The following is a 22043-nucleotide window of genomic DNA, read 5'->3' as shown; positions in this document are numbered from 1 at the left end:
TGTTAGGGGGTCCATCTTAAATTAAGGTCTTTGGCAGCCTTTACTTCATCTGGTTTTTGGACAGGGGCGTTGTTGGGCATATCTTTAAAGATTTCAGGACTCTTTTCTACCAGTTCTGCTGCTTCCTTCATTACTTGAATAAAGTTATCGAGGGTCTCTCTATTTTCTGTTTCGGTAGGTTCTATCATAATAGCCTCTTTAACTATTAAAGGAAAGTATGTGGTTGGTGGATGAATATTTTTATTTATAAGAAATTTTGCTATATCCAGAGCGCTAACACCTTTTTCTTTCTGTTTTGAGGCAGAAAAAACACATTCGTGCATACATATTCTGTCATAAGGTAGTAGAAAATGGTCTTTAAGTTTAGTCATAACATAATTGGCGTTCAAAACTGCTTTCTCTGAAGCATCTATAAGCCCTGCTTTCCCCAGCATAAGTATATATGCGTACGCTTTTACTATTACTCCAAAATTTCCGTAGAAAGGCGCTATATAACCTATAGACTCAGGATAGTTGTAGTCAAGACAAAAGGTCCCATCTGCTCGTTTAACTACTTTTGATATAGGCAAAAACTTTGCAAGGTGTTCTTTTACTCCTACTGGTCCTGCTCCCGGTCCGCCTCCACCGTGTGGTGTTGCAAATGTTTTATGAAGGTTTAAATGGACTATATCAAAACCAGCATCTCCTGGTTTTAGTTTCCCCATAATAGCGTTTAAGTTTGCACCATCATAATACATTAGAGCATCGACTTCGTGCGCAAGGTCACAAATCTCTTTTATATTAGTATTAAAAATTCCAAGTGTATTAGGGCAGGTGAGCATAACCCCTGCGACTTCATCGTTTAATTGTTTTTTATATTCGCTTATATCCATTACACCATTTTTATCAGACGGTATAACAATAACATCGTAACCGGCAATAGCTGCACTTGCAGGGTTTGTTCCGTGTGAAGAATCTGGCACAAGTATATATTTTTTATGATTGTTTTTACTCTTATGGTAAGCAGCTGTAATCATTACGCCTGTTAATTCTCCATGCGCTCCAGCAAGAGGTTGCATAGTGAAAGCGTCCATACCTGTTATTTCGTTTAAAAGTTTCTCCATTCGGTAAAGTAGTTCAAGGCACCCTTGAGCAAGGATTCCTCCACCCATCAATTGTGGAAGTAGTGGGTGTGCTTCTTCAAACCCTTTAAATTTTACGGCTTTTTCTGTAAATTTAGGGTTATACTTCATTGTGCAGGAGCCGAGAGGATAAAAATTTGTATCTACACAAAAATTCATATTAGCCAACCTTGAAAAATGTCTTACTACATCAAGTTCTGATACTTCGGGCAGATTTATCTCACTCTTCCGTTTTAGGTTATCAGGTAGTTTCGCAGTTGCAGGAACATCTTTTTTTTGTACCTTAAATCCTTCTCTACCAGGTTGACTTTTTTCAAATATTAATCGCATAATACTGCCTCCAAACTTTCTGCAAATTTTACAATCTCTTCTTTTGTTCTTTGCTCTGTTACAGCAACAAGTAGATGGTTATCCATACCTTTATAAAATCTGCCGAGAGGAAGTCCAGGTATATACCCTTTATCAATCATTTTGTGCACAACCTCGTCTGCATTTTGAGATAACAGCACCGTAAATTCATTAAAGAAAGGCGGTTCACCTACTTTTATAACTCCTGGTATTTTTTCAAGCAGGTCCCTTGTAAAAGCTGCTTTATCAAGATTTATTAGTGATAACTCTTTAATACCTTTTTTACCAATGAGAGATAGATATATAACAGCTCTAAGAGCACAGAGAGCTTCGTTTGAGCATATATTAGAAGTAGCTTTTTCTCTCCTTATATGTTGTTCTCTTGCTTGGAGGGTCATAACAAAACTATCTCTACCTTTTTTATCAACAGTTTTACCTATAATTCTTCCCGGAATTTTTCTTACCAATTCTTTTTTTGTTGCCATAAAACCTAAGTAAGGACCACCAAAAGAGAGAGGTATACCCAAACTTTGTCCTTCGCCAACAGTTATGTCAGCACCCATTTCGCCTGGCGTTTTCAAAACACCTAACGAGATAGGGTATACAGACAAAATAACAAGAATACCTTTTTTATGTGCCTCTTCAACTATATCAGAAAAATCGTCAATACAACCAAAAAAGTTAGGGTTTTGTAGCACTATGGCTGAGGTTTCATTATCGAGGTGTTTGAAAATATTCTCTCTATCGACCCGCAGGTTCTTTACAGGTATTTTTACCATATCAAGAGATAGGTTGGACGTATAACATTTTAACATAGTCCAATATATTATGTTTACGCCAGCATCAACAAGAATTTTCTTTCTACCGTTGGTTCTAACAGCAGTCATACAAGCTTCATAAAGAGCTGTTCCGCCATCGTACAAAGAAGCGTTGGCAACGTCCATATCTGTTAAATTACATATAGAACTCTGATACTCATATATTGCCTGTAACCAGCCTTGGGAAGCCTCTGGTTGGTAAGGTGTGTAAGCAGTATAAAACTCAGGCAGAGAACTCAGTGAATCAACAGCTGCTGGTATGTAGTGGCTATAAAACCCAGCGCCTATAAAATTTACAAGCGATACAGAGTTTCTATCTGCGAGTTTTTGTAAATGTCTTAACACTTCAAATTCAGATTTTCCTTCTGGGATATCAAAAGAAGTAGGTTTCAAATTTTCTGGTATATCAGAGAAAAGTTCTTCAATGGAATTAACTCCAATCTCTGATAACATTTTTTTTAATTCTTCGTTTGTGTGGGGCGTAAAACTCATTTTATACCAATCCTTTTATATAAATGCTTTAACTATATTAAAGGCTCTTAATATACTCTTCGTACTCTTGTGGGTTCATAAGATTTTTGATTTCAGATTCAGCGTCTTTAACTTCTATTCTTACAAGCCATCCCTCCTCGTAAGGAGAATTGTTTATAATTTCAGGAGCATCTACCACCTGAGCATTAATAGAAGTTGCTTTACCTGAAATAGGAGAATAGATATCAGAAGCTGCCTTGACCGATTCAACGGTACCTATTTTTGCAAACTGTGCAACCTCTTCTCCTGGTGAAATAAATTCTACAAAGGTTATATCTCCAAGAGTATCTTGAGCGTAATTTGTTATACCAACGGTTGCAGTATTACCTTCAATTTTTACCCATTCGTGCTCTTTTGTATAAAGCAGGTCCTTTTTTACTTCCATTGCTTTCTCCTAATTACGTAAATTTTCTATTTTAATCTGTTATAAGATGCTTTTATTCTAATATTTTTTTATTGTTTAGTCAAAAAAAACGCAAGTTTTGGTTAAGTCTTTTATCTTTTTATTTTGCTTTTATAGCAAGCAATCTAACTATATCACCTGCTTTTTTTATAAAATCTGTTACGTTTTCAAGGTTATCAATAATTTCATAAATCAATATTAACAATTGAGGTGGAAGGTCTGTTTTTATCAACTCTTTTATCAGGTCTCTTCTTTTTGTGTCTCCCTCTTTTTCAAGCATCTCAATCCCTGCACATTCTATAAGGATTTTATCTCCGTTACTTTCTACAAGATAATTGATAGCTTTTTTCAACTTTTCACCTGCTTTGACAGCAATAATGCTACTTTCAAGCAATAACCTGTCGAGGTTTTCAGAAAGTTCTTTATCAAAAAACTCCAGTAATCTCACAACCCCCTTAGCGCTATCCGCTATATCGTTCAAAGATTCGTTTAACAAAACCAAATCTTCTCTATCTGGTGGGAGTAGCATTGCTTTTGAAAGAGTATCCATAATCTCTTTCTTTATTTCATCACCACTTCTTTCTGCATTTTTTGCTTTTTCTATATGCGCTTTTTTTGAAACCATATCATTTTGAGTAAAAGATTCAATGGCATCTTTCATACTTACTATACATTCTAAAGATTTTTCTACATGTTTTAACGCAAGAGCTAAAATATCATCTTCACCTCTACTTCCCAGCCACGCAAAAATATTTCTTGTTCTGTCCATATTGCCTCCTATGTTACTTCAAAAACAGAATAATTATTGTTAAGACGTAAGTTATTACTCCAGAAATTACAGGGGTTAAAGCCCAAGTGATAACCATCTCTTTTGCTAACTGCAGGTTTATTGTCTTTATTCCTCTAACAAAACCCACTCCCCACATAGCCCCAATAGCAGCATGAGAGGTAGAGACTGGAATACCAAAAGAAGTGTATATATGCATATTTATAGCCGATGCAACCCCAATAGCAATAGTCATTACAGGGGTAAGATTCATTATTTTGAAACCAACTGTATCTATTACTCTATAACCCCAAGTTACAACACCCAATATAATAGCTATAGCACCAATTGAGGCAGCGCTAACAGTTGAAAAACCTTGAGTACCATAAAGAATACCTGTAGCGTTGGCTACATCGTTTGCGCCCCACATAAATGCAAGATAAGCGCTTGTAACATAAACAAAAAAATATATAATAGCCCTCCTGCGTCTCCTTATAAATCTTATACTAAATAAAAACCTAAAAAGAAGGTAAAAAATTATTGCCAATATGTAAGAAGTTATAGGAGTTATAATCCAGCAGATAGCAATATTAGATATTTTGTCCCAATGTATGGCTGTATTTAAGGCAAGTCCACCTCCAGCAACAGAACCAACAATAGCGTGAGAGATGGAGACAGGGAATTTTCTGTATGTTGCTAATGTAGTCCAAAAGGCAGCACTAAACAAAATTGTTAGAGCTATAACATTCTTTTTATCTCCCCCAAGAGAATCTAAATCAATTACACCTTTACCGATAGTGGTAATAACGTGGTCACCAAAAAACACTGCCCCTAAAAAACTAAAAACACATATTATAATAATACCTGTACGCATACTCAAATGTCTTGAGCCGATATTTGCACCAATACAGTTCGCTGCGTTGTTAGCACCCATCGACCAACCCATATATATAGCCGCAATTATGATTAGTGTTGTTAACATATTTATATCCTATTAAGTTATTTTAAAAAAAATTGTTATATTTAACGCAGATATTATAAACTATTTATATAAATTAATAAATAAATAAATTATGTTACTTAAAAGGTTGTGCCAAAAAAACAATGCTTATAAAGATAAAGGGGCAAAAAAGTATGTGGTGTTTACTCACTCTGGTACTACGGTGCATACACCTTCTACGCCACAATCGGGCACTCTGAGAACTCACCCTTCTGCATAACAAGCATCTCCGAAGGGCTTAACAGGCTCAGAGTAGAAGAAAAAAGGGCTAAACCTTTTGTTAACAGCCCCCCATTCCGTCTTTGCGAGTGTTTCGTAACGTGGCAATCTCGCCGAAGGCGGAAAAGGAATGGGGGTAAACAATAGTGTATAGGATAAAGACGAGGATTGCCGCAGTCACACAAAGCGTTCCTTATAACTATCGCTTAAAGCATAGCCAAGTTTGGCAGAAGCACTTAAAAATTGGAGGTGTTATTATGAAAATAGGAATACAATTATATTCTGTGTTAAGTGATTTTAAAAAAGATAATATAGCAACACTTGAAACTATTGCAGATATGGGGTATCAAGGTATTGAATTTGCGTTTACTTTTGGGAACTTACCGCCAGAAGAACTTGCAGATTTGTTGGTTAAAACTAAAATGGAGACAGTTGGGTTTTATTCTTTAACTTTAGAGGAGGTCTTAAACCCTTCAAACGACATTTATATTTATTCAAAAAAACTTAGCAACCCTTATATCATTGTTGGTTCGTCGAGTTTATTGAAAGATTGGAGTTTAACGATAGAAAAAACTAAAGAGGCGGGAGTTATTGTTCAAAATGCAGGTATGAAACTTTTATACCATAACCATACCGAAGAAATTATGCCTTTAGAAGAAGGCGGTAAACCTGCATTGTCTATACTTGCAGAAAAAACAGACCCAGAGGAAGTAATGTTGGAACTTGATACCCATTTTCTTTCAAAAGTTGGCGAAAACCCTATTGAATGGCTCGATAAATATAAAGGTAGAGTGCCGTTGCTCCATTTAAAAGATATAAAAGCAGACGGTTCTGTAGCGGAAGTTGGCGAAGGGGTGCTTGATATGTCTGCAATATGTAAAAAGGCAAAAGAGGTTGGTGTTAAATGGTTGGTTGTGGAGTTTCACGAAATTACCGAAAGGACGCCCTTTGAAAGTGCTTTGTTGAGTATAAAAAACCTTCGTAAATTAAATGTATAAAATTAATTTAAAACATTATACTTAATAAAAAAATTTGCCACTATTATAATAGTAACAAATTTGACAATTCGGCTTAATAAATGATAAAGTTTTCAGGTAAAATTGAACTCAAAAGTTACCTGTTCTGTCCTGTATTTCTCCATTGTAAAAGAAATGTGGAAAGATTTTGTAGGTATGCTTTTAAAAGGAAAACAGGATTTATTTAATATCGCTTATATTGGCTCATTATTTTGAAGTAACAACAGAATTTTTACATACAAGGAGCAAAACATAATGAATAAAAGAGCTTTTATACTGATTTTTGATATGCTTGCTGGCCATTGGAATGAAGATGTGATAGTCCCTTCTACCCAACTCCCTCCACCCAATGTTATGGGTTACGTAAAAAATAATCAACTTCCTGCTTTTAAAGAATCCATCCAAGAAGGACTTTTTGTAAACGCTTGGAATAAAGGGATCTGTTGTACCTCTTATGGGCAGAAGTATCTTGCTTCTGGAACCTACGATATACAGGTTGAACCGGCGACTACCCCTTATGTTAAACTGGCAAAAGGTATGGAGTCTGAGACTATACTATACGCTTGCAAAAAAAAATATCCTGAAGGAAAAATTGCGTCTTTTGGTTCGGATGCGTGGATGCAAAGTGGTTGGTGGAAAGCGCCAGATGCAACTTATGGTTGGGGTTCATATTTTTCCGATATGCTTACTGCTCAGACTTCTTTTAAATGGATGCTTTCAAACCCTGATTGGAAAATGCTTCTCCTTTACCTTGCTCAATATGATATGACAGGTAATTGCCCTGTTTATATGAAAAATGGAAGTAAATGGAAGGACAAACACCACTCTATTATATATATAGATAAGATTCTTTGGCTTGTAAAAGAATTTCTTAAAGAAAACGGGTGGTGGGAAGATTCATACCTTTTTATTGGTTCAGACCACGGGTGTCATTATGGGTGCGAGGTTTCTGTTGAAGAAGGAAGAAAGCGAGGTATCCCAGAAGAAGAGTTGATAAACTATTGTAGCAACCACCAGGCGCCCTATGAATGTCGGCAATGGGATTTCAACCTAAACAAGGCATCTGAAACAGTATCTAATTGTGCTCAAAGAATAACTTTCATAATAGATGGTGGAGCGTTAAGGCAGGATTTGAGAAACAGAAAGATTCCTTACGCTGAAATAATAGATTTTGCACCTACTATTGCAAAATTTATGGATATACAATTTTCATCTTGTGGTAACCCCGTTACCTAAAGTTACATAAATAGACACTTTTAAAACTTGCGTTTTGGTTCTTAATGATGGTATAATAAGTCAATGTTTGATACTATTACAAGGTTGCAAGAGTTGCATAAAGAACTAAAGCCAAGAATAATTGTTAGATTAAAAGAGTTTAAAGAAAACAATACCATAGAGAAAGTGCAGAAAGAACTCTTTTTTTGCCTTCTTACCCCTCAATGTAAAGCACGGGTTTGCTGGAGTAATGTTGAGAACCTTTATTCTAATAGAATACTTTTAGATGGTTCAGTGGAAGATATAGCACAAAACCTCTCTGGCATAAGGTTTAGAAATAATAAGTCAAGGTATATTGTTGAAGCAAGAAAGGTTTTTAAAGATAATAAATTTTTTAACCTACTTTTTGAAGAGAAAGATTCGTTGCTTTTACGAGAATATATAGTTAAAAATATAAAAGGTATTGGGTATAAAGAAGCAAGCCATTTTCTTAGAAATATAGGTAAAGGCGAAGAACTGGCTATACTTGATAGACACATTTTAAGAGGACTTAATATGGTGGGAACTATTAAAGAAATCCCAAAGAGTCTCTCTTATAAAAAATATATATCAATTGAAAATAAGTTTAAAAAGTTTGCGTTTAAAGAAGTTCAGATACCTGTGGACCATCTTGATTTTGTGTTCTGGTATTTTTTTAATGGAGAGATTTTTAAATGATAATAAATAATATTGCTCAGTTGCTTGAAACTAAAAATATACAGGCGTCATATCATCGAATAAAGATATTAGAATATCTTGTTAATAATAGAATTCATCCTACTGTTGATAATATATATTCTGCACTTGTAAAAGGAATTCCTACCTTATCAAAGACCACTGTTTATAATACAGTGAAACTATTTGTTTCTAAAAAACTGGTTATGCAGGTTACAGTTGAAGATAACGAAGCAAGATACGATTATTCGGAAACTCCTCATTTTCATTTTAAATGTAAAAAATGCGAAAAACTCTACGATATTTTTCAAGAGTCGGATCTGTTAAAAAGCAACGAGATAGATGGGCATCGTATTGAAGAATATCATATAGATTTTAAAGGTATATGCAGTTTTTGCACAACAAAAGGAGAAATGGCAAATGGATAAATATGAATGCAAAGTATGTGGGTATATTTACGACCCAGAAAAAGGCGACCCTGAAGCAGATATTAAACCAGGAACATCTTTTGATGACCTTCCAGAAGATTGGGTTTGCCCTGAATGCGGGGTTGGAAAAGACCAGTTTGAAAAGGTTGAATAAAAAGTTTGGAGGGAAGAATGATAATTAAAGAGATTAAGAAAGATATGTATGGGTTTGTGTTGCATGATTGGTCAAGAAAACTGTTTGATGAACTTATACCGTTGCCTGATGGAACTACGTATAACTCCTATTTTATTAAAGATAACAAAAGTGTTCTAATCGATACAGCCGACCCAACCAAGACAGAAGAACTTTTTGCTATTCTAAAAGAGATAGATGTTGCCAACATTGACTATATTGTTTCTAACCATTCCGAACAAGACCATTCGGGAAGTATACCGGCTTTACTCTCGGCATTTCCTAATGCAAAGGTTGTAACTAGCGAAAAAGGGGCAGGGTTTTTGAAGTCTATGTTGCTTGTTCCTCAAGAGAAAATAATGACTGTAGCAGACGGCGAAGAGTTGTCATTAGGGGCAAGAACCCTTAAATTTTTGCATACGCCTTGGGTCCATTGGCCTGAAACAATTGTTACTTTTTGCCCTGAAGAAAAAACTCTTTTCCCTTGTGATTTTTTTGGTTCTCATCTTGCGTCAAGCGATTTTTATGCCCGTTGCGATGAGAAGCAATACATATCTTCAAAGAGGTATTATGCAGAAATTATGATGCCTTTTAGGAACAATATAAGCAGACATCTTGGATTGATTGAAGATTTGTCAATTGATATTATAGCGCCAAGCCACGGTCCCGTATACAATAACCCTTCTTTTATAATAGACGCTTATAAAGATTGGGTTTCTGATAAAGTAAAAAACCAGGTAGTTTTACCTTATGTTTCAATGCATGGAAGTGTTGCAAAAATGACAGAGTTTTTTGTTGATGAACTTATTAAAAGAGGAGTAGAAGTTAAGCCGTTCAATCTTACATCTGTTGATATTGGCGAATTGGCTATGTCCCTTGTTGACGCAGCGACGTTGGTGCTTGGTTCTCCAATGGTTCTTGCAGGACCTCATCCTGTTGCACTTTACGCTGCATATCTTTTTAAAATTTTAAGACCTAAAACAAGGTTTGCTTCTGTGATAGGTTCTTTTGGTTGGGGCGGGAATATGTTAAAGGTGATAACAGATATGTTACCAACTCAAGGGTTAGAGGTTATAGAACCTGTAATGGCAAAAGGGTACCCTAAAGAAGAAGATTTTGTGAAACTTCAAAATTTAGCTGAAGAGATTCAGAAAAGACATAAAGAGTTAATTTGAAACGAAGGGGTCAACAGGCTCAGGGTAAGGGAACAAAAGACTTGAACCTTTTGCTAACAGCCCCCCATTCCGTCTTTTGTAGTTAGTTTTGCGAGGTTTATCCCTCAGGCATACTCGGGACAAGACGGGTTTGCAACTACCGCTTAAAGTATAGCCAAATTTGGCAGAACGGAAACGACATATAGGAGGTTATCATGAGTATTTTCTTTGATATAAGCGAAATATTACAATTTGCTATACGAATAGAAGAAAATGGTGAAAAGTTTTATAGGAAAATATCTGCAAAGGTCGATTCAAAAGAAGAGAAAGAGTTTTTTCTACTTCTTGCCGATGAAGAGATTAAACATAAAAAAATATTTACTGATATGGCAGAGAGTGTTCAAAAATACCAACCTCCTGAAACCTATCCAGGCGAGTACTTTCAATATTTAAGGTCTTACGCTGACAACCTTGTTTTTCCTGCCGAATTGGAAAAGGAGATGGTTTGTGAAGACGATATGGATTGTATAATAGATTTTGCTATAAAAAGAGAACTTGATTCAATAATGTATTATCTTGAAGTAAAAGACCTTGTTAAGGAGACTCAACATAAAGTGTTAGACGATATTATTAGAGAAGAGAGAGACCATTTTATTAGATTATCAAGGTTTAAAAAACAATATAAGTTGAATAAGAAGTTTTAATTAAAAATTTGATAAGTTATAGTGAACATTGTTTAATTTGTAGAAAAATGTGCAATTCCCACTACTCGCCTCTCCTCTTGGGGGAGAGGATGCAAGGTGAGGAAGGCTTTTTGCCGTCATTCTAACAAAAAATATGACGGAGTTTACCAAGTATTTGCAAGGTTTGTAATACTAAAATTTTTTAATTCTAGTAGGTCTATTCTTTATAAAAGGAGGTAAAAAATATGAAAGAATTATTTCAAAGTGGGGACTGGGCAAAAGAAAAACATATTCCAGTTATTGAGATTTTGAGTGCTGATAAAGATAAGGGCGTTACTTTTAAGGTGAGCGTTGGGAAAGAGATTTCTCATCCAAACACAACTGCTCATCATATTGCTTGGATAGATGTGTATTTTAAACCGGAAGGAGGTAAGTTTCCGTATCAGGTAGGCAAATGTGAATTTTCTTCTCACGGCGCTTCCGTTGACGGAGCAGATACAAGCGGTGTTTATACAGAAGTTGAAGCTGTCTTAACTTTCAAAGCAAAAAGTAGTGGCACTATATACGCTTCTTCCTACTGCAACATACATGGTTTGTGGGAAGGTATGAAAGAAGTGAAAATATAATCATTTAAGATAAGTAAGAATATACTTGAGATACAAATATGGAACAGATTAAAGTTGTAGGAATATTGGGTAGCCCACGTAAAGGTGGTAACAGCGATATCCTTCTTGATATATGCTTAAAGGCAGCAGAAGAGGGCGGTGCAAACGTTAAGAAGTTTGTATTAAATAGTATGAAGTTTAGACCTTGCCAAGAATGTGCGGTTATTACAAAAGACGGAAAATGTAAAATACAAGATGAAATGCAGGATATTTTCCCAGTTATTGAGCAGGCGGACGTAGTGGTTGTTGCTTCTCCAATATTTTTTGGAAGCGTTTCTGCTCAAACAAAAATGATGATAGATAGATTCCAATGCCAATGGCTTGGCATCAATTTCTTTAACTCTTACAAGAACCTAAAAAGAAAGAAGGGAGTTTTTTTGTCAGTTCAAGGGGCAAACAGGCAGGATTTTTTTGATAATGCAAAAGCAATAATTAAAAACTTTTTTGTTACGATAGGTGCTTCCTATAAACACGAACTTTTATGCCCTTTGGTAGATGATAAAGGTGATATACACAAATATCCTGAATGTTTAAATAGAGCCGAGGAGATAGGACGCTTACTTTTACAAAGTGATAAAAAAAAGTAAAAACCTTTCTCCATTCCGTCTTTTGTAGTTAGTCTTGCGAGTTTTATCCCTCGGAGGTACTCGTGATAGTAAATCTCTCAGGGGTTTGCAGAGAGGTTAATGGGATGAGGTTTATCCACCGAAGCCAACCTACGCTACAATACAAGCTTCGGCAGGTATACCTTGGCGTAGGTGGAGGAGGGGTAGTTGGCAGGCTAAAAAAATGAATAGCAGAGCGTTAAAAGGCGGAGACTCCCTCTTATATGTCATTCCGGACTTGATCTGGAATCTCGTTTTTGCAAGTGATGAAGGTGGGTACTCGGGACAAGATTCGCTGTTAGGCGCAAAAGTGATGGGAAAAACATATTAAATATGGAGAAAAAAATGAAAACAGAAAAAAAAATCAAAATATATGCTACTGCAACCTGTCCATATTGTAAAATGGCTAAATCCTATTTAGATGAGAATAAGTTATCTTACGAATATTTTGATGTGGGAGCGTCTCCAGAAAAAAGAAAAGAGATGGTAGAAAAATCTGAACAGATGGGAGTTCCAGTAATAGATATAGATGGTAAAATAATTGTAGGTTTTGATAAAACGGCTATAAAAGAGGCTCTCGAAAAATAATGTACGAAACTATAATAGTAGGCGGAGGTCCTGCAGGTATTACTGCAGGGATTTATCTTGCACGTAAAAAGATAAATTTTCTTATGGTGACTTTGGATATTGGTGGTCAAACACTTAAAAGTGGTGGTATTGAAAATTATTTGGGGCACCAGTATATTACAGGTCCTGAACTTGCAGAAAAATTTGCACAACATCTTAGAGAGTTTAGTATAGATTTAAAAGAAGGCGAAAAGGTTGAAAAAATTGAAAAAAATGATGACGCTTTTACTGTTTTTTCAGGTAACGAAAAATATAATGGTAAGACTGTAATTGTTTGTACTGGTAGAAAACCAAAAGAACTTACAGTCCCTGGTGAGAAAGAGTTTTATAACAGAGGTATCAGTTATTGTGCTACTTGTGATGGTCCTCTATTTTCTGGTACAAGAGTGGCTGTTGTTGGGGGTGGAAATTCAGGATTGGAGGTAGCTTTACAGATGGTGCGTATAGCTTCTAAAGTTTTTGTTATTGAGAGAGACAACAGGCTAACTGGTGATAAAATATTGATAGATAGATTAAGTAAAGCAGATAATTTAGAGGTTTTAACCAGTACAAAAGTTGTTGAGATTTTTGGCGAGAAATTGGTAAGCGGGATGACTGTTGATATAGATGGTAAAAAGAAGAATTTAGATATTGAGGGTGTCTTGGTTGAGATAGGTTCCATACCTAACTCGCATATATTTGAAGGCGTTGAAAAAAATTTAGCAGGTGAAATAGTTATTGATTGTAGTACAAGAACCTCTATCTCTGGGCTTTTTGCTGCAGGAGATGTTACAAACGTGTTTAAAAAACAGATAATTATTGCTTGTGGAGAAGGTGCAAAAGCAGCTATAGCTGCCTCAGAATACCTTTATATGGGAGGATAATGGATAGTCTACAACATTTAAATCCTGTTTTACTTGCGTTTTTATTTAGTTCTATGACCTGGTTGTTTACTGCTGTTGGAGCTGCTTTGGTTTTTGTAAACAAGAACCCATCAAGGCGTTTTTTTGATTCTTCTCTTGGTTTTGCTGGTGGTATAATGGTTGCAGCAAGTTTCTTTTCTCTACTATTACCTGCTATAGAACTAACAGAAGGAAAAACTCCTCCTGCTTGGTTTGTGGTTTCTGTTGGTTTTATAATTGGTTGTCTGTTTATGTACATTCTGGATAAGGTTGTGCCACATCTACATCTTAACCTACCTGAGAGTGAGAAAGAAGGTCCTTCAACAAATCTTTCTGTCTCTTATCTTTTAATCCTTGCTATTACACTTCATAATATTCCTGAAGGTCTTGCGATAGGGGTTGCTTTTGGTTCTTTAAAATTCCCAAGTTCAGGGATTACCTTAGCAATGGCAGCCTCTCTTGCTTTTGGTATAGGTATACAGGATTTGCCCGAAGGTATGGCAGTATCTGTTCCTTTGAGAGGAGCAGGGTTTAGTAAATGGAAGGCTTTCTGGTATGGTCAACTTTCAGGTGTTGTTGAACCTATAGCGGGTGTTATAGGGGCTTTGGCGGTTAGTTTTTTTAAACCAATGTTGCCTTATGCTTTAGCTTTTGCAGCAGGCGCTATGCTTTACATAGTTGTTGAAGAGGTAATACCTGAAACCCAAAGAGCAGGTAACACAGATATTGCAACCTTAAGTTTTTTGGGAGGGTTTGTTATTATGATGGTACTTGATGTTGCTTTTGGGTAATAGTCTAAATATTTTTAAAACCTAAAAGGAGACAAATGGAAAAGAAGATTATAAATTTTGCATTAGAATTTGAAAAGAAAGGCGCAATATTGTATCTTGAGTTTGCTTTAAAGGTGAATAATCCCCTTAGCAAGGCTCTATTTTACACTCTTGCAAAACAAGAAATAGAACACGCTGAAAGAATAGAAAAATTTTATGCAGGGTTACCTGTTGAAGTTTCAGATGACGTCTCAAAGATTGATTCTGTTGAAGAAGATGTGAAATCCTTTTTTGAAAAAATTGAAAAAACTACCACTTCAAAAGAGAGCAACATAGATGTTTATGAGACTGCAATTGAACTTGAGAAGAAAGGATATGAATCTTATAAAAAGTTTTTAGCTGAATCAAAGAATGAGTCTGAAAAAGAGTTGTTACAATTTCTTTTGAACGAAGAGAAAAAACATCTTGATTCCATTGTTAATGTTTATTCTTACCTTACAGGGACTTCGGATTGGTTGGAGAGGGAGGAGAGTCGGGTGTGGAACTGGATGAACCTGTAATACTGGTTCACTTTCATCCTAACAACTTCGTTGGCATGCGTCACTGTCTTCTTCGATGTATGAGAATACATCTCATTGCCAGTTCCTTGCCGCCTTGTTTTCAGGCGAAATTAAACCAGTATTAGTAGGTGCCGTAAATTACCTGTAATACTGGTTCACTTTCATCCTAACAACTTCGTTGGCATGCGTCACTGTCTTCTTCGATGTATGAGAATACATCTCATTGCCAGTTTCTTGCCGCCTTGTTTTCAGGCGAAATTAAACCAGTATTAGTAGGTGCCGTAAATTACCTGTAATGCTGGTTCACTTTCATCTCCCTTTTCTTGCCTTCTCCCCTTGAGGGAGAAGAGTGCTGGTGCGAAGAATAATGAGCACTGTATAGCACAAAGGGCGAGTCGGTGAGCCCGCTGACTGAAGCCCGTAGGGCAAGAAAGGATGAGGGGGCGGTTATCTTTGTATTTGTTTGTAACCAATCTTTGAAGTTTTAAACCAGTATTAGTAGGTGCCGTAAATAACCTGTATACTGGTTACTTTCATCTCCCTTTTCTTGCCTTCTCCCCTCGGGGAGTACTCGTGATAGTAAGTCCCCAAGGGGTTGCAGAGAGGTTAATGGGATGAGTTTTATCCACCAAAGGCAACCTACGCTACAATATAAGTTTCGGCAGGTATACCTTGGCGTAGGTGGAGGGGTAGTTGGCAGGCTAAAAAAAAATTAATAGCAGAGCGATAAAAGGCGGAGACTCCCCCTGTAAGTCATTCCGGACTTGATCCGGAATCTCGTTTTTACTACCCCCCCCATTCCATTTTTACGAACGATTTTTAACTTGGCAATTCCCCTCCTCACAAAAACTATTGGGACAAGACGTCTAATCTTCTATTTTAGCGTAGTAAGGGCTTCTCAGCGTAGCAATCTCATCTTTTAGCCAGATACCCTCTTAGCAAAATTCATCCCAAGCACTAAATAATTGACAAATAAGGCATAAAATATTAGACTTTTATCAACCAATAATGGTTAACTAAGACTTGACCTACAAGGAGAAAAACAAATGATTAAGCAGGAAACAAAAATTGAAGAATTTAAACGTAAAAAACCTCCATATTTCTATTTTTTGGTGCTCTGTTGTTTATGGGTTATAAGTTTTTCCCTCCATACAAAAGGGATAAATCTTGGTTTTATATCCGAAGGTAAATCTATTATACGTTTTATTTATATAGTTTTTCTAATCCTTCTTACTGCGTCTGTTCTCTCTTTTATTATAGGCATTATGATTATGAAAAAAAGAGGTCCTAAGGGAGAGACAAAGATGCTTACTGGCTTTATCCATACTCTTGCAGGACTTGGCATTATAATAGCATTTATTGAAAGTATCGGTAAACTAACAATATTCGGAGTATTTGGAGCAAGTTTTATGGGTTTGCTACTTGGATGGTCTCTTCAAGCTCCTGTTAGCGGAGTGGCCGCATGGGTATTGATAACTTTAAGGCGTCCTTTTCGTATTGGTGACAGAATTCTTTTTTCTTCATTGGGGCTTGTTGGAGATGTTGTTGAAGTAGGGTTTATGTATACTGTTCTTAATCAGGTCGGCGGGACAGTTGGCAGTGAAGATGCAAGCGGAAGGAATATATTAATACCTAATGCGATGCTTTTTAGTCAGGTGGTTATAAACTATACAGCAAGACATGAAGAGCCTTACTCTCTTGATGAAGTTGTATGGCGTATTACTCTTGATTCTGATTGGGATGAAGCAGAAAAAATTCTTATTTCAGCAGCAGAAGAGGTTACAAAAGATATAATTGATAAAACAGGTAATCTGCCTTATGTAAGAGCCGATGTTTATGATTACGGAATATATATGAGGTTAAGATATACCACATTAGCTACCCAAAGACCAAAGATATCTCACGAAATAAATAAGATTATATTTAAAAAATTTCAAAAGAATTCAAAGGTGGATTTTGCAATACCCTACGTATATTCTTATAGAAGCGGTGAAAAGAATAAAGAACAAACTTAATATTTTAAAATGTTTAAAGGAAAAAAAACACTATGTTAAAAGCATTACTTACACCAGAAATAAAAGAGTTGATTCAACAGAAAAATTGGCGTACCTTAAAAGACGCTCTTTCTCTCTGGCCGGCACAAGATATTGTTGACCTTATAGACAATGTTGAGGATGAACTGAAGATAATTATTTTTCGTTTACTGCCCAGAGAACTCGCAGCAGAAGTTTTTAGTGAGCTTGATACTGGTGCTCAAAAGCATCTATTGTTCCAGATGAGTAACGATCATATAAGAGAAATTTTTCTTGAAATGACCCCTGACGATAGAACTGATGTTTTTGAAGAACTTCCAGCTAGTGTAACCAAACATTTCCTAAACCTATTACCTTTTGCAGAAAGAAAGGAAGCTATGGAATTGCTTGGTTATCCTGACGATAGTGTTGGTCGACTTATGACTCCTGATTATGTTGCAATAAATTCTGACTGGACAGTAAAAGAATCTTTTGAACATATAAGAAAATATGGACAAGATGCTGAAACTGTTGATATTCTTTATGTTGTAGATGAAACAGGACACCTCCTTGACGATATCTCTCTTAGGCGTTTAATTCTTTCTCCTTTCAATGAAAAAGTTGAAGCCCTAATGGATAGAGACTGTTATTCTATCAACGCTTCTGCTGACCAAGAAGAGGCTGTCACAATTATGAAAAAGTATAACTTGATAGTTCTTCCTGTTGTAGATTCTCAAAACATATTGTTAGGTGTAGTTACAATTGACGACGTAATAGATGTATATGAAGATGAAGTAACCGAAGATATTCATAAAGGTGCTAGTGTTATTCCTTTTGAGATTAATTATACCACAGCACCAATTTTTTCTCTTTTCAAAAAACGGGTTGTATGGCTTCTTTTTCTTGCTGTTGCTGGTTTTCTCTCTGGGAGCGTTATATCTTCCTTTGAAGGAGTATTAAAAAATGTTATAACATTAGCTTTTTTTATACCTGTCCTTATAGATACTGGAGGAAACACAGGTACTCAATCGGCAACTCTTATTATAAGAGCCCTTGTTACTGGCGATCTAACTCCCAATAAATGGCTTAGTGTTATTAAGAAAGAAGCAATTTTAGGACTATTGCTTGGCCTTGCTCTCGGTCTTGTACTTTTATTGTGGAGTTTTGTGTGGCAAGGGGATATAAAAGTAAGTTTGGTTATAAGTATATCAGTTGTTCTTATTGCTCTCTGGTCAAATGTCGTTGGAAGCCTTTTGCCCATAATACTTGGGAAGTTGCGTCTTGACCCTGCCGTCGTAAGTAGCCCTCTTATTACTACTGTTATGGACGTTTTGGGATTATTGATATATTTTGCTATAGCACTAATGATACTTTAAGGACTCTATAAAGTTTTGCGAAAAAATATTATGATAAATTATGGTTTAACCAATTTTTCATAATGTGTAGAATCTTTAAAAATACCGCCACTTTTTATATAAAAATCTTCGTTTAGGTTGAATATGCCTTTTGACGGAAAAGCCCATTCTGATTCAGGATAAGAATGGAAAGATTTTAACATATCCCAATTTTTATAGTTCTGGTATCCATTAGATTCCATAGGGGGTATTTTAAAACCTTTATATGGTCTTAATCTGCTAGCAAGATTTTTGTTCCATTCCACAAGCGGAGGTATTACTGTAAGGTCAGCACAAAAATATTCCATCTGGTTTGTGTCAGCTTCTTCTAATATTTTTAACGTCATACTTAACGTTTTTGCTATAGGTTTTAATGCTACACCTTTATATCCAAGTTGATGTCTTTTTCGGGTATCTTGTTCGGTATGTGCACTCTCATCAGCAATTATCCTAACCGGGAAATCTCCAACTTCTTCTTCAGATTCTTCAGGGAAAGGTTCCTCAATAATTGCAACCTGTTCAAGAGCCCCTATTTTGTCAATATAATCGATTAATTTCCATAATCGTTCTTTAGTATCATATCTTCCGTTAGCATCAAAATAATACGGCAATTTACCGTTTTCAGTGTAAGGTGTTGTCTGGTCACAATATTTTTGATGTATATTTTTAATCCTTTCCATATCCCACTTTAACATCTTATCGAGGTCGCCATCTTTTTCTGGATCGGAACCTATCTTGATTTTTAAAGTAAAAAAACCGTCCTGAATAGTTTGCCCAATATCAAAAACAGGCACACCATAAGAAATAAGAGGTATACAAGCAATTGAAGGGTGTTTATACGAAACAAGTTTTTTGTAAGTATCAGGTATCATATTATAAAAATCTTTAATATTATTTTCTCTTGCGTAAAGCATCCATAAAGCATTGTCGAGGGCTACAAGAGCGTTTAACGTAAAAGTTTTTCTTAAATTTTTTTTCCCTGTTATATTACAAGCATAAGCGTGTACATCATCCAAAATCTCTTCTTGGGCTGTTATAGGGGTATCAATTTTTCGCCCTTTAAGCATATTAGTTGCATACTCGGTAATAGCAAACATAAGCATATTTCCGCCAACTTCGCTGTGAGAAGTAAATACAGTTGCATCTGACCAGAGCACACTTTGAGTACCCAATCCTATACTATGACAATTTTTACTTTCCAGATATACGATAGACTGCCATAAACTTGTTAAATATCCGCCTTTAAAACCCAACGGGGTTTTTAATGGTTCAATTTCAAAATTAAGATTTACTTTTTCTATTTGCATTTCTCCTCCAAAATAAAATAATTAGACTTTTTATTAAATAGACTATACAATTATTGCATAAAATGGAAAATATACAAAATTATCGGTTACTTGGAAGTTTTGTTTTTGGTCTGCTTTCTTTTGCAAGCCCCTGTATATTGCCTTTAATTCCTGCGTATCTTTCCTATATTACAGGAGTTTCTCTTGAGAACCTTAAATCTTCTAAAAATAAAAATAAGACACTCTTCTTATCTCTATTTTTTGTGCTTGGGTTTACTATAATTTTTACTCTACTTGGAGCCTCTGCAAACTGGTTAGGTAGAATTCTTTATAACAAACGTGATTTGATAAGAATGATAGGGGCTCTTCTTATTATCCTTTTTGGATTTCATCTTACAGGTATCATAAAATTTAAAATTTTATATTCTCAGAAAAAGATTAACCTTAAAAAAATTACTTCTGGGTATATAGGTGCTCTACTTTTAGGAATTGTTTTTGCTTTTGGTTGGAGTCCTTGTGTAGGTCCTGTCCTTGGTTCTATATTGACTATGGCTTCAATGGAAGAGACCGTTCTAAAAGGGATGTTACTCTTATTCTTTTATTCTCTTGGAATAGGGGTACCTTTTATATTAACTGCCATTCTGCTTGAGCAAGCACTGACTTTCTTTAGTAAAATCAAAAAATATTATACAGTTATACAAATGATTACTGGGATTGTATTAATAATTGTAGGAGTTTTACTCTTCTTTGATAAGTTTAATATACAGTTTCCTTTTTAAAAAACAAAAACTCAACCACTATTTTTATTCTTTTATTTTAGTAAAACGATTTTAATATTTGACAAAAATTAAGGGTAGAGATTAGAATATGGGTAAGATAAAACCTGATTTTTTGGCAAGGTAGCTCGGTTTTATATTCACTGTTACATAAAAAATAGGAATATTACAACCCTGCGTAATATAACACTTCCTTGAAAAAATACTAATGAAATGTAACAATGAAAGGAGGTGATAAAAATGAAAAGAAGTAAAGGTGGTTTTACTCTTATTGAACTTCTTGTGGTTATAGCAATTATTGCTATACTTGCTAGTATGTTGCTACCTGCTTTAAGTAAAGCAAGAGCAAGAGCAAAAGCAACTGTATGTATGAACAACCTTAAGCAATTAGGGTTGGCACTCCTAATATACGCCAACGATTGGGGCGGTTATTTTCCTTACCACGATTTCGACGATGAAGCACAATGGAGCGGGCATCCCAGTTTTTCTACAGGTCATATTACCTCTAAACCTAACATTTCTCTTGCTCTACTTACAGGGCAGATAGACCCTTCAACACCTAAATTTGAGACAGCACAATATATAACAGACTACAAACTTTTTGTATGTCCTGGCGGTGGAGATGATAAACCTTATGAAAATCGTGCTGGCGCACTCTATAGAGCAACTACTGCAACTGATTTGACTATTTACCGTGATAATAAAGTTTCAAGTTGTTCATATACTTATGCTCTCGGTTTAAATCTTCAAACACATCCTGATACTGCTATTATGACTGACGACCCTAAGGGTAATGGTCCAGAAAAGTGGCGGCTTTTTAGGCGTTATTCAAACCACGGAGTGGAAGGAATAAATGTTTTATATGTTGATGGTAGAGTAAAGTGGGTAGCAACACCTAAAGATCCAAGCTATTGGAAAGAAGGTGATGCAATGAGTTGGAGTAGGGCTAATGTTAACGAGTTTCTTAATGCAAAGGGTTGTGCAACAGGTAGTGCGCCACATCCTGATGTAGCGTACCAACACAGACCGAGGTTGCTCTCTAATAAATATTGGACTGAGAACTGATTGTGTTAAAAAACTCCCATTCCGTCTTTGCGAGCCGTTTTTTGGCGTGGCAATCTCGCCGTAGGCGGAAAAGGAATGGGGGCAAACAATAGTAGGGATAAAGACGAGGATTGCCACGTCGCAATTCCTCTGAAAACTATGGAATAAAACGCTCCTCGCAACGCCATAAAACGGCGACAAGGCAAGGTTCCTGAAACAAGTTCAGGATGACACGCTGGGCAAGTATAAAACAAACAGCAGCGGGTAAAGGAGGAAAGAATAATGAAAAGAATCAAATCAGGCTTTACACTTATCGAATTACTTGTGGTTATAGCAATAATAGCGATACTTGCTGGTATGTTGCTACCTGCTTTGAGTAAAGCAAGAGCAAGAGCAAAATCGTCTGTATGTATAAACAACCTTAAACAGTTGGGAACTCATTTCTATTTATATGCTGAAAACTGGGATGGTTGGTTCTACCCAAGGTTGCATAATACAACAATGAACAGTTTTATCCCGAGAGAATTGAGGTGTTGCCCTTCAGAAAAACCATACTCTCCAGATGCGGACCCTCATAATGACCAACGTAGTGTTTATGGGGTAAGAACTACTTATGTCTATTTCGACACAGGTTCTGCTTTTAGCTACGATAGTGGTTATGTGAACACAAATCGTTATCTACAAGCCCAACCTAACCGTTTCTGGCTTTTGACAGATTCTGTTGCCCTCCAGTACGCACCAAGCGATGCAAGACATCATTGCCAGTATTATACATGTGCAGCAGGAGAAAATGCAGATGGATTTGTCCATTTTAGGCACGGTAATCATACCAATG

23 protein-coding genes and 1 pseudogene are annotated in these 22043 nt (G+C 35.9%); 18 read left to right on the top strand and 6 right to left on the bottom strand.

Annotation, left to right across the window (positions count from 1 at the left end; translation table 11 throughout):
• Positions 1–2: 2 nt before the first annotated feature.
• From gcvPB to M0P98_05575, 5 genes are all read right to left on the bottom strand, one after another.
• Positions 3–1451: an aminomethyl-transferring glycine dehydrogenase subunit GcvPB gene (gene gcvPB / locus M0P98_05595; GenBank protein ID MCK9266336.1), complete on the bottom strand. Its 1449-nt coding sequence runs from the start codon at positions 1449–1451 to the stop codon at positions 3–5.
• Complete coding sequence (gene gcvPA, locus M0P98_05590; protein ID MCK9266335.1) at positions 1442–2779, bottom strand: aminomethyl-transferring glycine dehydrogenase subunit GcvPA; 1338 nt, start codon at positions 2777–2779, stop codon at positions 1442–1444. The genes gcvPB and gcvPA overlap by 10 nt, the downstream gene beginning before the upstream one ends.
• Positions 2780–2816: 37 nt before the next feature.
• A complete protein-coding gene (gcvH, locus tag M0P98_05585; GenBank protein MCK9266334.1) occupies positions 2817–3203 on the bottom strand; it encodes a glycine cleavage system protein GcvH in 387 nt (128 codons plus the stop codon).
• A gap of 118 nt (positions 3204–3321) precedes the next feature.
• Positions 3322–3990: a DUF47 family protein gene (locus M0P98_05580; GenBank protein ID MCK9266333.1), complete on the bottom strand. Its 669-nt coding sequence runs from the start codon at positions 3988–3990 to the stop codon at positions 3322–3324.
• 13 nt (positions 3991–4003) lie between these two features.
• On the bottom strand, positions 4004–4969 hold the full coding sequence (locus M0P98_05575) for an inorganic phosphate transporter family protein (protein ID MCK9266332.1): 966 nt from the start codon (positions 4967–4969) through the stop codon (positions 4004–4006).
• Positions 4970–5463: 494 nt separating this feature from the next.
• Here M0P98_05575 and M0P98_05570 point away from each other — a divergent pair, with 494 nt between their 5' ends.
• The 15 genes from M0P98_05570 to mgtE all read left to right on the top strand — a co-directional run bounded on the left by M0P98_05570 (position 5464) and on the right by mgtE (position 18084).
• Positions 5464–6204, top strand: a complete 741-nt coding sequence (locus M0P98_05570) for a sugar phosphate isomerase/epimerase (GenBank protein ID MCK9266331.1) — start codon at positions 5464–5466, stop codon at positions 6202–6204.
• Between the two features lie 273 nt (positions 6205–6477).
• Positions 6478–7458, top strand: coding sequence for a hypothetical protein (locus M0P98_05565; protein MCK9266330.1), 981 nt, complete (start codon positions 6478–6480; stop codon positions 7456–7458).
• Between the two features lie 63 nt (positions 7459–7521).
• Positions 7522–8154, top strand: coding sequence for an N-glycosylase/DNA lyase (locus tag M0P98_05560; protein MCK9266329.1), 633 nt, complete (start codon positions 7522–7524; stop codon positions 8152–8154).
• Complete coding sequence (locus tag M0P98_05555; GenBank protein MCK9266328.1) at positions 8151–8579, top strand: transcriptional repressor; 429 nt, start codon at positions 8151–8153, stop codon at positions 8577–8579. The genes M0P98_05560 and M0P98_05555 overlap by 4 nt, the downstream gene beginning before the upstream one ends.
• Complete coding sequence (locus M0P98_05550; GenBank protein ID MCK9266327.1) at positions 8572–8733, top strand: rubredoxin; 162 nt, start codon at positions 8572–8574, stop codon at positions 8731–8733. Before M0P98_05555 ends, M0P98_05550 begins: the two co-directional genes overlap by 8 nt.
• A gap of 17 nt (positions 8734–8750) precedes the next feature.
• Positions 8751–9926 (top strand): FprA family A-type flavoprotein, encoded by a 1176-nt coding sequence (locus tag M0P98_05545; protein MCK9266326.1) that lies wholly within the window; start codon positions 8751–8753, stop codon positions 9924–9926.
• 194 nt (positions 9927–10120) lie between these two features.
• Complete coding sequence (locus M0P98_05540) at positions 10121–10609, top strand: ferritin family protein (GenBank protein MCK9266325.1); 489 nt, start codon at positions 10121–10123, stop codon at positions 10607–10609.
• A gap of 224 nt (positions 10610–10833) precedes the next feature.
• On the top strand, positions 10834–11214 hold the full coding sequence (locus tag M0P98_05535; protein MCK9266324.1) for a class II SORL domain-containing protein: 381 nt from the start codon (positions 10834–10836) through the stop codon (positions 11212–11214).
• A 38-nt stretch (positions 11215–11252) separates the two neighbouring features.
• Positions 11253–11840 carry a flavodoxin family protein gene (locus M0P98_05530; protein ID MCK9266323.1) on the top strand — a complete coding sequence of 196 codons (588 nt, stop codon included), beginning with the start codon at positions 11253–11255 and terminating at the stop codon, positions 11838–11840.
• A gap of 363 nt (positions 11841–12203) precedes the next feature.
• Positions 12204–12446: a glutaredoxin family protein gene (locus tag M0P98_05525; protein ID MCK9266322.1), complete on the top strand. Its 243-nt coding sequence runs from the start codon at positions 12204–12206 to the stop codon at positions 12444–12446.
• Positions 12446–13348: an FAD-dependent oxidoreductase gene (locus M0P98_05520; GenBank protein ID MCK9266321.1), complete on the top strand. Its 903-nt coding sequence runs from the start codon at positions 12446–12448 to the stop codon at positions 13346–13348. Before M0P98_05525 ends, M0P98_05520 begins: the two co-directional genes overlap by 1 nt.
• The gene (locus M0P98_05515; GenBank protein ID MCK9266320.1) at positions 13348–14157 is read left to right on the top strand and encodes a ZIP family metal transporter; all 810 of its coding nucleotides are present in this window, start codon (positions 13348–13350) and stop codon (positions 14155–14157) included. Before M0P98_05520 ends, M0P98_05515 begins: the two co-directional genes overlap by 1 nt.
• A gap of 35 nt (positions 14158–14192) precedes the next feature.
• The gene (locus M0P98_05510) at positions 14193–14696 is read left to right on the top strand and encodes a ferritin family protein (protein MCK9266319.1); all 504 of its coding nucleotides are present in this window, start codon (positions 14193–14195) and stop codon (positions 14694–14696) included.
• 1046 nt (positions 14697–15742) lie between these two features.
• Positions 15743–16711: a mechanosensitive ion channel family protein gene (locus M0P98_05505; protein MCK9266318.1), complete on the top strand. Its 969-nt coding sequence runs from the start codon at positions 15743–15745 to the stop codon at positions 16709–16711.
• 32 nt (positions 16712–16743) lie between these two features.
• The gene (mgtE, locus tag M0P98_05500; GenBank protein ID MCK9266317.1) at positions 16744–18084 is read left to right on the top strand and encodes a magnesium transporter; all 1341 of its coding nucleotides are present in this window, start codon (positions 16744–16746) and stop codon (positions 18082–18084) included.
• Between the two features lie 38 nt (positions 18085–18122).
• Here the strand turns inward: mgtE and M0P98_05495 are convergent, their stop codons facing one another.
• A complete protein-coding gene (locus M0P98_05495) occupies positions 18123–19409 on the bottom strand; it encodes an L-alanine-DL-glutamate epimerase (protein ID MCK9266316.1) in 1287 nt (428 codons plus the stop codon).
• A 62-nt stretch (positions 19410–19471) separates the two neighbouring features.
• On the opposite strand from M0P98_05495, the gene M0P98_05490 reads away from it, so the two are divergent.
• The 3 genes and pseudogenes from M0P98_05490 to M0P98_05480 all read left to right on the top strand — a co-directional run bounded on the left by M0P98_05490 (position 19472) and on the right by M0P98_05480 (position 21580).
• Positions 19472–20167: a cytochrome c biogenesis protein CcdA gene (locus tag M0P98_05490; protein MCK9266315.1), complete on the top strand. Its 696-nt coding sequence runs from the start codon at positions 19472–19474 to the stop codon at positions 20165–20167.
• Positions 20168–20404: 237 nt separating this feature from the next.
• A complete protein-coding gene (locus M0P98_05485) occupies positions 20405–21229 on the top strand; it encodes a type II secretion system GspH family protein (GenBank protein MCK9266314.1) in 825 nt (274 codons plus the stop codon).
• A 261-nt stretch (positions 21230–21490) separates the two neighbouring features.
• A pseudogene (locus tag M0P98_05480) lies at positions 21491–21580 on the top strand (prepilin-type N-terminal cleavage/methylation domain-containing protein).
• Positions 21581–22043: the final 463 nt, after the last annotated feature.

The sequence above is a fragment of the bacterium genome (assembly GCA_023230585.1).
Classification (GTDB): domain Bacteria; phylum Ratteibacteria; class UBA8468; order B48-G9; family JAFGKM01; genus JALNXB01.
Note: the sequence above shows the minus strand (reverse complement) of the source record. Positions and strands in the feature narration are given on the sequence as shown.

Bases quoted from the DNA above. Each gene is read 5' to 3' on its own strand.
- M0P98_05540 (MCK9266325.1), top strand. From the start codon at position 10,121: ATGAGTATTTTCTTTGATATAAGCGAAATATTACAATTTGCTATACGA.
- M0P98_05505 (MCK9266318.1), top strand. From the start codon at position 15,743: ATGATTAAGCAGGAAACAAAAATTGAAGAATTTAAACGTAAAAAACCT.
- M0P98_05510 (MCK9266319.1), top strand. From the start codon at position 14,193: ATGGAAAAGAAGATTATAAATTTTGCATTAGAATTTGAAAAGAAAGGC.
- M0P98_05520 (MCK9266321.1), top strand. From the start codon at position 12,446: ATGTACGAAACTATAATAGTAGGCGGAGGTCCTGCAGGTATTACTGCA.
- M0P98_05495 (MCK9266316.1), bottom strand. From the start codon at position 19,409: ATGCAAATAGAAAAAGTAAATCTTAATTTTGAAATTGAACCATTAAAA.
- M0P98_05490 (MCK9266315.1), top strand. From the start codon at position 19,472: ATGGAAAATATACAAAATTATCGGTTACTTGGAAGTTTTGTTTTTGGT.
- M0P98_05485 (MCK9266314.1), top strand. From the start codon at position 20,405: ATGAAAAGAAGTAAAGGTGGTTTTACTCTTATTGAACTTCTTGTGGTT.
- gcvH (MCK9266334.1), bottom strand. From the start codon at position 3,203: ATGGAAGTAAAAAAGGACCTGCTTTATACAAAAGAGCACGAATGGGTA.
- M0P98_05545 (MCK9266326.1), top strand. From the start codon at position 8,751: ATGATAATTAAAGAGATTAAGAAAGATATGTATGGGTTTGTGTTGCAT.
- M0P98_05535 (MCK9266324.1), top strand. From the start codon at position 10,834: ATGAAAGAATTATTTCAAAGTGGGGACTGGGCAAAAGAAAAACATATT.
- M0P98_05530 (MCK9266323.1), top strand. From the start codon at position 11,253: ATGGAACAGATTAAAGTTGTAGGAATATTGGGTAGCCCACGTAAAGGT.
- M0P98_05515 (MCK9266320.1), top strand. From the start codon at position 13,348: ATGGATAGTCTACAACATTTAAATCCTGTTTTACTTGCGTTTTTATTT.
- M0P98_05565 (MCK9266330.1), top strand. From the start codon at position 6,478: ATGAATAAAAGAGCTTTTATACTGATTTTTGATATGCTTGCTGGCCAT.
- mgtE (MCK9266317.1), top strand. From the start codon at position 16,744: ATGTTAAAAGCATTACTTACACCAGAAATAAAAGAGTTGATTCAACAG.
- M0P98_05555 (MCK9266328.1), top strand. From the start codon at position 8,151: ATGATAATAAATAATATTGCTCAGTTGCTTGAAACTAAAAATATACAG.
- M0P98_05580 (MCK9266333.1), bottom strand. From the start codon at position 3,990: ATGGACAGAACAAGAAATATTTTTGCGTGGCTGGGAAGTAGAGGTGAA.
- M0P98_05560 (MCK9266329.1), top strand. From the start codon at position 7,522: ATGTTTGATACTATTACAAGGTTGCAAGAGTTGCATAAAGAACTAAAG.
- gcvPA (MCK9266335.1), bottom strand. From the start codon at position 2,779: ATGAGTTTTACGCCCCACACAAACGAAGAATTAAAAAAAATGTTATCA.
- gcvPB (MCK9266336.1), bottom strand. From the start codon at position 1,451: ATGCGATTAATATTTGAAAAAAGTCAACCTGGTAGAGAAGGATTTAAG.
- M0P98_05550 (MCK9266327.1), top strand. From the start codon at position 8,572: ATGGATAAATATGAATGCAAAGTATGTGGGTATATTTACGACCCAGAA.
- M0P98_05575 (MCK9266332.1), bottom strand. From the start codon at position 4,969: ATGTTAACAACACTAATCATAATTGCGGCTATATATATGGGTTGGTCG.
- M0P98_05570 (MCK9266331.1), top strand. From the start codon at position 5,464: ATGAAAATAGGAATACAATTATATTCTGTGTTAAGTGATTTTAAAAAA.
- M0P98_05525 (MCK9266322.1), top strand. From the start codon at position 12,204: ATGAAAACAGAAAAAAAAATCAAAATATATGCTACTGCAACCTGTCCA.